At 68.1% G+C, this 12,509-nt stretch carries 13 protein-coding genes; 6 read left to right on the top strand and 7 right to left on the bottom strand.

From position 1 onward, the window contains the following. Nucleotides 1-13 precede the first annotated feature (13 nt). The 3 genes from ID574_RS53660 to ID574_RS61170 form a co-directional block, all read right to left on the bottom strand. On the bottom strand, nt 14-262 hold the full coding sequence (locus ID574_RS53660) for a hypothetical protein (RefSeq protein WP_188196827.1): 249 nt from the start codon (nt 260-262) through the stop codon (nt 14-16). A 4-nt stretch (nt 263-266) separates the two neighbouring features. After that, entirely contained in the window at nt 267-1,010 is a 744-nt protein-coding gene (locus ID574_RS53655) for an aminoglycoside phosphotransferase family protein (protein ID WP_223168040.1), read from the bottom strand. A gap of 314 nt (nt 1,011-1,324) precedes the next feature. Next, the gene (locus tag ID574_RS61170) at nt 1,325-1,798 is read right to left on the bottom strand and encodes a hypothetical protein (RefSeq protein ID WP_223168039.1); all 474 of its coding nucleotides are present in this window, start codon (nt 1,796-1,798) and stop codon (nt 1,325-1,327) included. A 265-nt stretch (nt 1,799-2,063) separates the two neighbouring features. On the opposite strand from ID574_RS61170, the gene ID574_RS53645 reads away from it, so the two are divergent. Then, nucleotides 2,064-3,677: a hypothetical protein gene (locus ID574_RS53645; protein WP_188196826.1), complete on the top strand. Its 1,614-nt coding sequence runs from the start codon at nt 2,064-2,066 to the stop codon at nt 3,675-3,677. A 159-nt stretch (nt 3,678-3,836) separates the two neighbouring features. On the opposite strand, the gene ID574_RS53640 is transcribed toward ID574_RS53645, so the two are convergent. Continuing rightward, complete coding sequence (locus tag ID574_RS53640; RefSeq protein WP_188196825.1) at nt 3,837-3,998, bottom strand: hypothetical protein; 162 nt, start codon at nt 3,996-3,998, stop codon at nt 3,837-3,839. Between the two features lie 171 nt (nt 3,999-4,169). On the opposite strand from ID574_RS53640, the gene ID574_RS53635 reads away from it, so the two are divergent. After that, a complete protein-coding gene (locus ID574_RS53635) occupies nt 4,170-4,547 on the top strand; it encodes a hypothetical protein (RefSeq protein WP_188196824.1) in 378 nt (125 codons plus the stop codon). A 213-nt stretch (nt 4,548-4,760) separates the two neighbouring features. On the opposite strand, the gene ID574_RS53630 is transcribed toward ID574_RS53635, so the two are convergent. Beyond that, on the bottom strand, nt 4,761-4,910 hold the full coding sequence (locus tag ID574_RS53630) for a hypothetical protein (protein ID WP_223168038.1): 150 nt from the start codon (nt 4,908-4,910) through the stop codon (nt 4,761-4,763). Nucleotides 4,911-5,360: 450 nt separating this feature from the next. On the opposite strand from ID574_RS53630, the gene ID574_RS53625 reads away from it, so the two are divergent. Continuing rightward, complete coding sequence (locus ID574_RS53625) at nt 5,361-7,496, top strand: hypothetical protein (protein WP_188196823.1); 2,136 nt, start codon at nt 5,361-5,363, stop codon at nt 7,494-7,496. Between the two features lie 133 nt (nt 7,497-7,629). Here the strand turns inward: ID574_RS53625 and ID574_RS53620 are convergent, their stop codons facing one another. After that, entirely contained in the window at nt 7,630-7,911 is a 282-nt protein-coding gene (locus ID574_RS53620) for a hypothetical protein (RefSeq protein WP_223168037.1), read from the bottom strand. A gap of 900 nt (nt 7,912-8,811) precedes the next feature. Continuing rightward, complete coding sequence (locus tag ID574_RS53615) at nt 8,812-9,786, bottom strand: helix-turn-helix transcriptional regulator (protein WP_188196822.1); 975 nt, start codon at nt 9,784-9,786, stop codon at nt 8,812-8,814. Nucleotides 9,787-9,858: 72 nt separating this feature from the next. On the opposite strand from ID574_RS53615, the gene ID574_RS62590 reads away from it, so the two are divergent. The 3 genes from ID574_RS62590 to ID574_RS53605 all read left to right on the top strand — a co-directional run bounded on the left by ID574_RS62590 (nt 9,859) and on the right by ID574_RS53605 (nt 11,986). Further along, nucleotides 9,859-10,353 carry an epoxide hydrolase family protein gene (locus ID574_RS62590; protein ID WP_336245652.1) on the top strand — a complete coding sequence of 165 codons (495 nt, stop codon included), beginning with the start codon at nt 9,859-9,861 and terminating at the stop codon, nt 10,351-10,353. After that, nucleotides 10,329-11,027 (top strand): alpha/beta fold hydrolase, encoded by a 699-nt coding sequence (locus tag ID574_RS62585; protein WP_336245651.1) that lies wholly within the window; start codon nt 10,329-10,331, stop codon nt 11,025-11,027. The genes ID574_RS62590 and ID574_RS62585 overlap by 25 nt, the downstream gene beginning before the upstream one ends. Before the next feature lie 530 nt (nt 11,028-11,557). Next, nucleotides 11,558-11,986, top strand: coding sequence for an antibiotic biosynthesis monooxygenase family protein (locus ID574_RS53605; RefSeq protein WP_223168036.1), 429 nt, complete (start codon nt 11,558-11,560; stop codon nt 11,984-11,986). Nucleotides 11,987-12,509: the final 523 nt, after the last annotated feature.

Genomic DNA, 12,509 nt, shown 5'->3' with positions numbered 1-12,509 from the left:
CAGTCTGGTGTGGCTACCGGGGCGTGTCAGCATGCCTTGCGGCATATCGTTCACGCCAGTTGTCGATGAGAGGAATCAACTGCTCGGTCATGTACGCGTAGAAGCCTTTCATCTCGTGCAGGCGCCGGCCGGCGATACTGTCCTCGCCCGCCGCGTCTAGGCCTTGTTGGGCGGCCCGCATGGTGGTCCACGGCGTTGCTTCCTTAGTCGGCCACTGCGGGGAGTGCGAGAAGCCGTCTTCTGGGCCGAGCACGGGGGGCATTAACTTAGCCGCGCTCCTCCAACCAAGCGACGACGGAACGGACGAAACCGTCGACGTGCGACAAGGGTTTGCCGGCGAACACCGCATGGAGGTGCCCGACCCCGACCGCGTCGTTCCAGGCCCAGGCACGTCGGTAGGTCTCCTCGTCGGTGGCGCGGAGGACGTCCCAGCCGTGCCAGGTCGCGACGAGTGCCGCGTCGATCGCCGGGTCGGACAGGACCGCCATGTCCCAGTCGAAGACGCCGGTCAGCTTGCCGTCCTCGCCGAAGTGGACGTTGCTGCCGCCGAGGTCGCCGTGGACGAGCCTGGCCGGGACCTCCTCGAGCGCCAGCAGCGTGTTCAGCCGCTGCCGAACTCCGTCACGCCACTTCGTCGGCAGGCGCGGAATGATCTCGTCGTTCAGGATGTCGCCCCATCCCAAGCCATCGGCATACCGGCGCGGCTCGTGGAGAACGGCCTCGAGCTCCGGCGAGATTTCAACCTCGCGCAGTGCCTCCAAGAGCAGGCCGAACGCCGCCGGGTCCCCGATGCCCTCCGGTAACCCCTCGCCGTCGATCCACGAAATCGCAACGGCCGCGCGTTCCCCGAACGTGGCCACCGCAGTCAGCGGCTCCGGCACGGCGAAAGGCAGGCCGGCCGCCGCAACGACTCGGAGAATCTCGACCCGGCGCGGCAACTCGGCGGCGGCACTGGGGCGCTTGCTGATACGCACGGCGGCGACGCCGGGGAACAGCACGACGTGGTGCATATTCCCCTGCTAGGCAAGACGTGCGGAGCCAAGAGGAGCGTCGGGGACAAGGGCTTCAGCGATTTCCAGGAGGTCGGCGGGGACTGGTCGGGGCATCCCGCCATTCTGGCGGACGATCGCACACGGTGAAGCGTTTGTGTCGCCCGAAACCATCGGACGCCAGGAGCTTCGCCACCCGTTACGACACTGTCGCTAGTGCTCATCAGGCCGCAGGGGAACGACGTTGGCCGCAGGCATCTCCAGGAATTCACGCAGCCCGGCGTGCTCGGTGGTGAGCAGGCCGACGGCACGGAGCAGCGCGGGAACGTCCGCACTCAGCCGGCCAACTCCTCGTTCTTGCTCGCGATCGTCTTCTTCAGCCTCGTGATCTCGGCGCGGAGTCGGACCTCGACGTCCAGGGGCGCCCCGCGTGCCTTGACGCGTTCGTAAAATTCGTTCTTCAGGTCGGTGTGGCGCTGGGTGAGAGCGTTGCGCGGGACCTGCGCTACCTGGGCGAGCGCGACGATGGTCAGGGCGCCGTCGGAGTGTTCGGCCTGGTCGTTGAGGAGGCGGCCGGCGTTGGCACGGAGCCGATCGCCGATCGGTCGTGCGGCGGAGGCAGCACGCCTGTCGAGGAACTCGGCGCGTTCGCGGAGTTGGGCGACGTGCTCATCGGTGCGGATGATGTTGCCGCAGCCGGGGACACAGCGGTCGAGGGTGGGGGTGTCCCGGACGCCGTCGCGATGGCATAGGGCCAGAGCGCGCTTGCAGTGACACAGCACGAACGCCCGCGGGTTGTTGTAGATCATGGCGTTTCATTGGCGATCAGGCGTTTGGCCGTGGCCGCGGTGATGACGGTGCCTGCGAAGCGGGGTGCCTTCGCTGCGGCCTTGATGGCGCGGCGGGCGGCGGGTCCGGACACCCCGCCGCCGTCGGCCAGGTGGTCGTTGAGGCCGATGACCGTGTCGGCGACGGCGCGGGCGGTCTCGATGTCGATGAGGTCGTGGATGCCGCTGCGGGAGCGGAAGCCGTATCCGTCGGTGATCGTGGACGTCCACGCACGACTCGGAGATCATGGACGGCTGCAGCCCGACCAGGCGCTGCTGCCCGACGGGGCTGGAGGACCTGTACAACGACGGCTACCCCGACCTGATCGGCCTCACCGGCGACATACCGGTGCTCGCTACGCTGACGGCCCCGTACTTGATCATGCCCGAAGGAACTCTCGTGATCCGTCTCGCGCTCGTGACCGTCTTCGCCGTGCTGCTGTCGATGATCCCCGGCGTGTCTCACGCCAGGGTTCCGGGCGCGCTGGGCACGGCGGGCAACCTCATGCGTGAAGAGCAGCCGCGCGCCGACGGGATCAGGCACGTGGACACCAAGGCGATCATCGCAGGGCTGAAAGCACTCAACGCGAACACCTACGTCTATCCGATGGCCGGTGACAACGTGCACTGGACCGACCTGCGGGATGAGTTCCTGCCCGCGGCGGCCGCCGCCGGGATCGACGTCTGGGTGCTGGTGTACTCGCCGAGCCAGGAAACCTGCTGCGTGTCCCGGCCGTTCAAGCACGACTACGGTGCATGGTCTCGCGAGATCGCCACCCTCGCCAAGAGCCACCCGAACCTTGTCGGCTGGACGGTGGACGACTACGCCTACGACCTCAAGACGTTCACCCCCGCCTACGTCGGGCAGATGCGGTCGGTGGCCAAGGCGATCAGCCCCGCGCTCAAGTTCGTCCCGACCGTCTACTACGGCCAGTTCACTGACGCATTCATCGCCGAGCAGATCCCGCTGATGGACGGCGTGATCTTCCCTTTCCGTGACGAACCGTACCGGGACACCTCCTGGTCGTGGAGCCTGTCGTACCAGGTGCAGCAGCTCGCCAAGCGGCTGCCCGGCACCGAGGTCTACCTGATGCCGTACGCCCACCCGCTGAGCCACGCCGCCCAGAAGCCGACGGTGTCCTACGTCGAAGCGGTCACCAAGAAGGGAGTCGAGCACGTCCGTAGCGGTGAACTCGCCGGGGTCCTGCAGTACAAGCTCCCGTTCGTCTCCCGCGACCAGGCATGGACGCGCCCTGTGGCTGACAACCTGGCCCGCACGGGCGACGGGCGATTGAGCTTCGTCGTCCAGAAGCAGACAGCCACCAAGGCCGGCATGTCGTGCGGCGCGACACGGAAGACCGTCCTGACGTCGGGGGCGGCCAAGCGGGTGGTGACCTTCTGGCACCACGACGCCCGCGGACCGGGGCATCCGGCTGGTCATCACATCAAGCAGCTCCTGCTCAACGGCAAGGTGGTATGGGAGCGGGACGTCGCCGCCGACGCTGCGGGCACCTGGGTGAAGGCGACGATCGACCTCACGGCCAAGCTGAGCGGGGCGACGAGCGCGACGCTGCAATGGCGCCTGTACGAGCGCAAGGGCGTGAGCGACTACTTCATCGACGTCAGCGTGGACGACATCGCGCTCACAGGTCTGGAGATGAGCGACCCCGGCGTGGAGAACGCCGCGTCTGGACGCCCGCTCTGGCCCGCCAGGGCGGCGCGGTCTACTGCTCCGCCCAGGTCTACCACGAGAACTACGGCGCCGACCTCGGTGCGCGCATCGCCAAGCTGTACGCCGCCGGGTGAACCCCGAGCTCGAGTCAGCCCTCCGCTCCTGAAAGTGTCCCCAGCCGCCACGTAGCTGATCCGGGGGTGAGGAACCGGCGGACAGCCGTTGGCTCTGAGAACGATCAAAAGCACTGAAGGGGCCAGAACCCAAGCACGAGAGAAAGGGGCAGCGGCCCGGTCCGCCCTGACGAAACCCTCACCCACCACACGCCAGCACCACTGCCGCTCGCCATCAACCAACCTCGGCCCAGACTTTGTGCACCACGATCTCCTCAGGGCCGTTCCGCTCCATCAGGGCCACGTCCGCCTCGGTGCGGTGCCCGACGAACGGCGACCCATCGCGGTCGGCCTGGTGGCTGATCGCCTCGCACATCCACCGGGCGGGGCCGGTCATCGCCGCCGGAACGTGGGGGCTCCGACACTGACGCCTTTGAAGGTAGTGATCTTCAATGAGCGCGCGACAGTGTCGGCGCCGGAGGTCGTTGAATCGAGCACGTCTGACATACCGCGGACATACCGCTCGTCCGTATCGTTCCTCCACGTCGGCCCAAGGAACGAAAGGGACATGAGGATCATGCGGATATCGGTCGGAATTACCGCCCTAACAGTCTGCGCCGGACTGCTCGCGGGAGTCCAGCCAGCGGGCGCCGCCACGACGCAAGCAGCAGCGTGCAGCGTGCACCCAGGCATTCCTTACAAGGATGGCGCTCACGTCAGAGGTACGGTCACGTGGGTCGGCGACTGCGGGCAGATGACTCTGAAGGTGCAGCGCAAGCGATGGTACGGCTGGCAGACCGTGAATTCGGACACGTGGACCAAGGACCCCGACAAGAAGGTCGGGGTTCTAGCGAGATGTGGTGACGGCACCTACGACTGGCGTGTCTGGGTCTACGCAGAAAAAGCTGGTGGCTTCACCAACAGCAGCAGGAAGATCACTTGCTGATCCCGATCTCGTTAGGACGTTTGCAGGGCACGGCATCAGCATGCCCCTCATTCACGCCCTCGGCGGTGGCCGGGGGAGCCACTCTCTGCGCCTCAAGCGGTCATGCCCTGGACTGTTGATCAGGGACCACCTGGCCGGCCTGGGTCAGGGTCTTCGCACCACGCCGACTGACACCTTCACCTCGGCAGCGATGGTGCGGATTGACTCGCCGCGCTACCGCCGCGACAAGGATGGCGGACGCTTGTCGTCGTCGATCACCGGTCGGCGGCCGCCAACCCGGCCGCGGCGGCGTGCCGCCTCCAAGCCGTCCTTGGTCTTGCGCACGATGTCGCGGCGCCGGTCCCCCGACAGGGCCAGGGCCACGTCCAGGATGAGGGAGCGCTCGGTGTGCTCGCCGGCCGCGATGCCCTTCCAGCTCGGATCCCTTCATCTCCACCCAGGACCGTTCATGAGACGGCTGGGCTGAAGTTGACAGGATCCCGTCTGATCATCGCGATCGGGCGAGATTTCGTCGTTTCAGGGGTTTCCGAATCGGGCTCGTCCTGGTTCCGGGGCCCGTAGGGCGGGTGGTGGCGTGCTCCGTCCCGTGAGTGGCGTGCGGTCGATGTGCTCTGCTGGGATCTCGGGGATGTCGGCGGATGTGTCGGGCTCGTCTGGGGGCTGGTGGGTGGTGCGCCAACGTCTGGTCTCGCACAGGGGCCTGGACCGGCGTACGCGGGGGGATGCGACCTCATTTCCTTTTTCAGTGACTAAAAGCGGACATGTTGGATTTCCCGCATGACAGAAAATTGCCTTGCAGCGGAGGGTTCCGAGTTGGCCGATGACGGGGGCGCGGTGGCGGACGGCGACTCTGGGGAGGACGCCTGGGCGGAACGGATGAAGACCGCGCTGGTCGGAACGTCAGCGTTGAGAATCGTATGCACGCTCGCCCTACGCCACCTGTTCACGCTGATGGTGCCCGCGACGGTGATGTTGACCCCGATCGGCCTGCTGGCGGCGGCGATGTTGCCGATCGTGGCCGCCGATCACCTCCTGGTGGTCAACGGGCGGATCGAGTTGGTCGGGGATGCGAGTATGCCGCTGTTCGCCTGGCTCGGTGGGCTGTTGTTGGTCAGCGTGCCCGCCGCCGCGGTCGCCGGGGCCGCGACCATGGTCATAGCCGCGGGCCGGGCGCTGGGCCGACCGGTGCACTGGCGGTCCGCGCTCCAGGCGGCAGTACGGCGGGTGCGAGGGCTCACCGCGCTCGCCTTCATCCAGTTGGCGTTGCTGGCATTGACACTGGCTGTCGGGGCGGCGCTGATCGTGTTCCTCAACCCGTGGGTGGGAATCGCGGCGACGGTGGTCATCGGGCTGGTCCTGATGCCCACCCTGCTGGCAATGCCCGCCTTCGTCCTGGAGGGGCTCGGGCCATTCGGGGCGCTGAGCCGGGGGTACCGCCTCGTCGCGACGATGAGGTTCACCTCGCCGATCCTGCTGGCGATCAGCATGATCATCCTGCCCGGCCTGGCCAGCCGCGGCCTCGGCTGGGTCGCCGACCGACTGCCTTATCCGGTGGACATCTCGATGAACTCGGTCACCGCGGTCCTGCTGGCCGCCCTCCAGGCCGCCGTCCTCGCTGTGATCTTCCTGAACCGCATCGCGGAGCAGTGGCACGGGGTGAGCCGTCCCGAACTGCGCGCCATCGTCGACCGGTTACCGGAGCAGGACGGACCCCGTACCCGGATGGCAGCGGTGCTCGCCGTGCTCGTGCTCCCCGGCCTGCTGACCGGCGCCTTCGCCGCGGTGAACCCGCTGGGTTGGGTGGAGGTCTCCGACCACGTGGCCGGGTTGTCCCCGGTGGATGAGGCGGGCGACGACAGCCACGACCACGGCCCTTCCGTGAGGTCGCAGGACCTCACGGCGCTGTACGTCTCTCCTGGGCCGAAGCTCGCGATGTACATGCAGGCTTTCGACGACCCGCCCAAGATGCTGACCTGCCCGGATCTCACCTGCGCCGACCTGGACATCTTCTACGCGGGCGACGACATATTCGACCGGATCGCCGCCGCCGCGGCTCTACCCGACGGGAGGACGGTGGTCGCCTCCTGGGACTGGGACCGGGCAGAGCGAAACCACCGGCTCCGCTTGGTGGCCTGCGACCAGGCCCGCTGCTCTGCTCCCGGAAAGCCGATCGCCTGGTGGTCTCGGGACGACGGGCAAATCCTATCGACGAAGCTGGCAGTGGCAGCTCGCCCGGGCGGCGTGGTCCTGGTTCAGGCCGACGAACGCGACGACGACAAGACGCTGACCTTCACCTCCTGCCGGGACCTCGGGTGCGCCGATCCGGTGCGGCATACCCCGGTACGGCTGAAGCGCGATATCAAGGGGGACAGCGACAAGCACTCGCTGAAACTCGCCTTCGGCCCGGACGGCCGACCTGTCGCCGCCGTCCGCGACGGTGACACCGGCGCGGTCTCCCTGGTGACCTGCGAGACAGCGGACTGCGCATCAGCGACAGTGACCAGGCCGGGGCCACCGGTCCCGGCAGACGAGGTGGCCGAAGCCGGGATGCGCGGCCTATCCCTCGCCGTACGGCGGGACGGGCGACCGGTGATCGCCTACGGGGACCCGAGAGCCGGCGCCATCAAGCTGCTCGACTGCCAGGACCGTGCCTGTTCCGGGGCGCAGAGCACCACGCTCGCCGGCTCGGATCATTACAACGTCCCCCCAGGCCTGGGGCTCTCCGCCGACCAGGCGTTGGTGGCGACGTTCGTCGGCAAGCACCTGGTCGTCTATTCCTGCCAGGGCACTGCCTGCCGAGCCGCGAGGATCGCCAAGGCCAGGTATTCCCCTGGGCGGCTGGCCATGTCCCTCGACCAGACCGGCCGGCCGGTGATCGCCTGGATCGACGCGAGACCGAGCCTGCGTGAACCTGAGTGGTCCCTGAGGGTGACCTCGCCACTCATCTAACTAACAGGAACAGCGGGAAACGATCATTGTGTCGGCGGGAAGTGATCTTCTCAACCCTCTGGTGTCCCAGGCCAGACACCTATTCGTGAACACCCCACAGTGTGATGTCTCAGGACATCGGAAACCCTCGAACCTACAGGTTCGGGGGTTTTCTCTTGTTCCGGGGCTGGTAGTCGCGGGTGGGATCGACGATCAGCTCGCGCAGGAGCTCTCCGGTGACGGCATCGACGACACGGACGTGCAGGTCGTCGACCAGCAGGATGACGTGGGTTCGGGCGTGGGTCCGTCCGTCGCCGATGTGGTGCGGCCGGCCGCCCACGCGCAAGGTGACGACGCCGGGGGGCGGATGCGGTCGTGCCTGCGCGGCATCGCCGCCCGGCTCGTCATCACCAAGGGCAAGAAGAAGGGCCGGCACCCGTTCCCGGCCACTGCTGCGGATGCTGCGCGAACACGACGCCAACGCGGCAGCGGCGCCACCGCTCCAGGTGCTCGGCGTTGGCCTCGATGCGCAGCAGCGCGGCGCGAAACATCCGCCGGGCGGCCGCGACGATAGTCTCCCCTCCATAGGATTGAGCCCGGCGGCTGGCAGGTGGGCGCTGCCGTCGCGCCAATTCGTCGGCGACCGGGCCGGCCGCCAGACGCTCGTGTCCCGCAGCAGGCTCCCGATCGTCGCCAGGTCTTGGTAGCCGCCGGGACGGCCGGTGCGGCTGAGCCGCCATCACTTCACGATCGCGACGGTCAGCTCGTTGAAGTCGCCAGGCGGCTCCTCCAGCGACGCCAGGAACTGCGCGAACCTCGTGAATGTGGTCGAACACCTGGTCGGCGGTCGTGTGGACCGTCCAGCGCCGGACGCACCGCGCGGCCAACACCGCGACCAGCGAGCGCTGCATGGGCTCAGCGACCGGCAGCCCGCGCTCGCGGCTGGCGGCTTCCCTCTCCAAGCACCGAGTCCGGTTCCCCCATTGATGCGGCAGGTGAGGGCGACTCCAGATTGACCTGATCGAGAGGATACAGAGGGCGGGCCAACGGGGCTGTGAGGGCCGGACGACCAGTTGGAGGCGATGAACCTGGTCGGCCCGAACAGGTCCGCGCCGCGGCGGCACGGTGCGCGAGGATACCGCCATTTCCCTGACCAGATGACCGGTGACGGCCACCCACGGCAGGTGGCACGAGCTCGCAGTCATCACGAACCGGACACTCTGCAACTACGCCGACGCCGCGATGCTGCCAGCGGCTGAACGAGGATCCCGCGCATGCGTGGCCCCGGCAGGTCCTGCTAGCGCCACACATCCCTGGCGGACACCCAGCTGGCACATCACACCGATCGCTCTGCCTGCGCAGAGGTGATCGCCGCGCGTTCGTATCGTGCCGCGATGGTGTGGAGGTGTTCGGCGAACCCGGCGGGCGACTCGATGGTGAAGTCCACGTCGAGCATGGTCAGCAGGGAGGCGAGCATCCGCGGGGTCTCCGCGCCGAGGTGCAGGAGACAGCTGTGCTCGTCCACGGCTTCCAGCCGCCCGTTCAAGGGCCACATCCGCTGCCGTGCCGACTCTGCCGAGGCGTGGAGGCGGATGGTGGCCTGCACCGGCCAGACGTCGGACACTGCCCGCGCGACGAACTGCGCGGCGTCACCGCCGGGCAACTCGCGCGGGGTGAACCGCGGGCCGGTGGGAGTGCGAGGGGATATCCGGTCGACCCGGAAGCTGCGCCAGTCGGCCCTGTCGAGATCCCAGGCGACCAGATACCAGCGCCGCCCCCAGGACACCAGGCGGTGCGGCTCGGTGCGGCGCGAGGATTCGCCGCCGTCGTGTCGGCGGTAGTCGAAATGCAGCTGTCGATGGTCGCGGCAGGCGGTGGCGACGATGGTCAGCACGTCGGCGTCGACGCTCGGAGCGCCGGCGACCGGGACGGTGGCGATCTGCAGGGCGGCGACGCGGTGCCGGAGCCTCGATGGCATCACCTGTTCAAGCTTCACCAGCGCGCGCAGCGCCGCCTCGTCGATCCCGCTCACCCCGCCGCCGGCCGCGGTCCGCAGCGCCACCGCGACGGCGACCGCCTCGTCGTCGTCGAGCTGCATCGGTGGCAACGCCGTACCCGCCTTGAGCCGATACCCCGCTCCCGGGCCGCTGCCCGCGTGCACCGGGTATTCCAGCTGTCGTAGCTTGTCGATGTCACGGCGGACCGTCCGCGTACTGACGCCGAGCCGGTCGGCGAGCTCGGCGCCCGACCACTCGGGGCGGGCCTGGAGCAGGGTCAGCAGGCGGAGCAGGCGAGCGGCTTCACTCAGCACGAGTTCAATAATGCCTCAAAGAGCGGATATGGCGGACATGATCTGTCCTCCACTGGTCGTAGCGTGCTGGATGTGAGCAATGAACAGATTCGCCCTTTCCATATCGACATCCCGCAGGCGCAGCTGGACGACCTGCACACCCGGCTGGACCTGACCCGCTGGCCTGACGAACTGCCGGGCGCGGGCTGGGCGTACGGCACCTCACTGCCGTACCTGCGCGACCTGACCGGCTACTGGCGCAACGTCTACGACTGGCGCGAGCAGGAGGCCGCCCTGAATGAGCTCCCGCAGTTCGTGACGGAGATCGACGGCGCGCGAGTGCACTTCCTGCACATCCGCTCACCCGAGCCGGACGCGGTGCCGCTGATCCTCACCCACGGCTGGCCCGGCTCGATCGTGGAATTCCTCGGCCTGATCGGCCCGCTGAGCGACCCGCGCGCCCACGGCGGCGACCCTGCCGACGCATTCCACCTGGTCATCCCGTCCGTCCCGGGCTTCGGCTTCTCCGGGCCCACCCGCGAGAAGGGCTGGCATGTCAACCGGTGGCCCGGGCGTGGGCCGAGCTGATGCGCCGCCTCGGCTACCAGCGCTACGCCGCCCAGGGCGGCGACATGGGCGCGTTGATCACGCCGGAGCTCGGCCGGGTCGCGCCAGAGGCGGTCATCGGCCTCCATGTGAACGCCGCCACCCTCGGCTTCCAGCCGCTCGGCCCCGTGACCGAGGACGTGCTGGCCGAGCTCACGGACCAGGAGCGGCAGTACCTCGCGGCCATCGGCATGTTCGCCGCCGAGGGCTCCGGCTACATGGCGATCCAGTCGACCCGCCCGCAGACCCTCGCCTACGGCCTGACCGATTCCCCCGTCGGCCAGCTCGCCTGGATCATCGAGAAGTTCAAGGAGTGGTCCACCCCCTCCGCCGAGCTGCCCGACGACGCGGTCGACCGGGACACCCTGCTCACCAACGTGATGCTGTACTGGCTGACCGCGACGGCCGGATCGGCGGCGCGGGTGTACTACGAGGGGCGCATGTACGCCCAGAGTGGGTGGTTTCCCCTCACGCGTTCCGAGGTGCCCACCGCGGTGGCGAACTTCGCCGGCGACATGGCGATCCGGCACTGGGCCGAGGAAGCCAACACCATTGTCCGCTGGAGCGAGTTCGACCGCGGCGGCCACTTCGCGGCCCTGGAAGCCCCCGACCTCCTGGCCCGCGACATCAGGGAATTCTTCCGCTCCCTGCGGTGAGTCCACAGCCATGATGGCGGGCGGCCAGGGCCGAAGCGGGACGCTTCGGCCCTGGCCGCCCGCACCCGAATGCGGCACCGCCGCCTGTGCGGAGAGGGCTCCTTCGATCTGCCGGGGATCATCTCGGTGCTCCGTACGGCCGGCTGGTCCGGCCCCTGGGGAGTGGAGATCATGTCCGACGCGCACCGTGCGCTGCCCGTGGGGAAGCCACCGAGGCGGCGTACCGGACCGCCGCGGCCCTCCCGGACGAGCGCAGCCGTTTGAAGGTCCTGGTACGCCCGTAAGTTCGAACGAGGCTCATGTAGGCCTTCGAGGAGGCTGAGTGCAGAAAATAGCGGTAGCGACCTGCAACTTCTTCGCCTGTTGGTGGTCCGTGATGAGGGCGTCCAGGGCGGCGGCCTTGTCGGCTTCGGTGGGCAGGGGCGTAGCGGCGGGTGGTGTCGAGGAAGCCGTGGCCGAGGAGTTCGGCGACCAGGATGGGGTCTTTGCCATCGCGGATGAGCTGGGTTGGCGAAGGTGTGGCGCAATACGTGCGGACCGAAGGGTTCGCTGGGATCGTCATTGATGCCGCACGCCTCACCGAGGCTGGTGATGACGTGCGGGCGGCGCGGTGTTCCTACTCGATCATCGACTACACCGTTGACGGCTTTGACACGCAGCGCGAGCTTGTGGAGGCGTTCGCGGAGATCCAGGAGCAGTGGGTGCGTTTCTATCCCGGCTACCGCTCGGCCCGTTTCCATGTGAGCACTGACGGGACCCGGGTGTACAACATCGTGCACTGGGCGAGCGAGGCGGACTACCGCCACTTCGTGGAGAACTCCGACACCGACGGCCGAATGGCCGCCATCGGCAAGGCGCTGGAGGGCCTGTCCGGCAAGGCCGAACCACGTATGACCGGAGTGCCCACCTACACCGTCGTCCGCGAGGTCGGTCCCGGGCCGCGGAGCCTCGACGCCTGACCGTCCGAACTCTGCCGGCGGGCGGTGGCCGCCGACGCTGGTCAACGCGCTCAGCCGTCGGGTTCGACGCGGGCGAGGACGGTCAGAACCGGACGGCGATGGCCCGCACAATCAAGTTCCGGGTCGCCGTCCAGGGTTATGAGTGGCTGTCGAATGAGGAGATCGAGGTGCTGCTCGCCTGGCCCGGCACGCCCGCGACGCCTTCCTGATCCAGCTGCTGGCCGAGACCGGCATGAGGATCGGTGAGGCGTTAGGGCTGCGCAGAGAGGACATGCACCTGCTGCGCCGCTTCAGCCCCGACCTAAGAACGTGACAGCCGCGCCGGACGCGGCCGGCACTCTGAAGCGCCGGCCGCCATCCCCTGCTGCTCCGTCCTGGCGGTGATTCACGCATAACTAACGAGCTTGAAGGCGTGATGTCGTCCAGGGCTGACAGGTGACGGTCCTAGCGGTATGCCTGGCCAATGAGGTATCCGCAAGGCGGTGGACTGACAGCCGAGCGGCGTGCGTTCCGGGAGAGCATC

The organism is Nonomuraea sp. SYSU D8015, assembly GCF_008065375.1.
GTDB lineage: Bacteria > Actinomycetota > Actinomycetes > Streptosporangiales > Streptosporangiaceae > Nonomuraea.
The sequence above is the reverse complement of the archived record's forward strand: the minus strand, read 5'-3'. Positions and strand labels throughout refer to the sequence as shown.

Bases quoted from the DNA above. Each gene is read 5' to 3' on its own strand.
- ID574_RS53660 (WP_188196827.1), bottom strand. From the start codon at position 262: ATGCCCCCCGTGCTCGGCCCAGAAGACGGCTTCTCGCACTCCCCGCAG.
- ID574_RS53655 (WP_223168040.1), bottom strand. From the start codon at position 1,010: ATGCACCACGTCGTGCTGTTCCCCGGCGTCGCCGCCGTGCGTATCAGC.
- ID574_RS61170 (WP_223168039.1), bottom strand. From the start codon at position 1,798: ATGATCTACAACAACCCGCGGGCGTTCGTGCTGTGTCACTGCAAGCGC.
- ID574_RS53645 (WP_188196826.1), top strand. From the start codon at position 2,064: ATGGACGGCTGCAGCCCGACCAGGCGCTGCTGCCCGACGGGGCTGGAG.
- ID574_RS53640 (WP_188196825.1), bottom strand. From the start codon at position 3,998: ATGACCGGCCCCGCCCGGTGGATGTGCGAGGCGATCAGCCACCAGGCC.
- ID574_RS53635 (WP_188196824.1), top strand. From the start codon at position 4,170: ATGAGGATCATGCGGATATCGGTCGGAATTACCGCCCTAACAGTCTGC.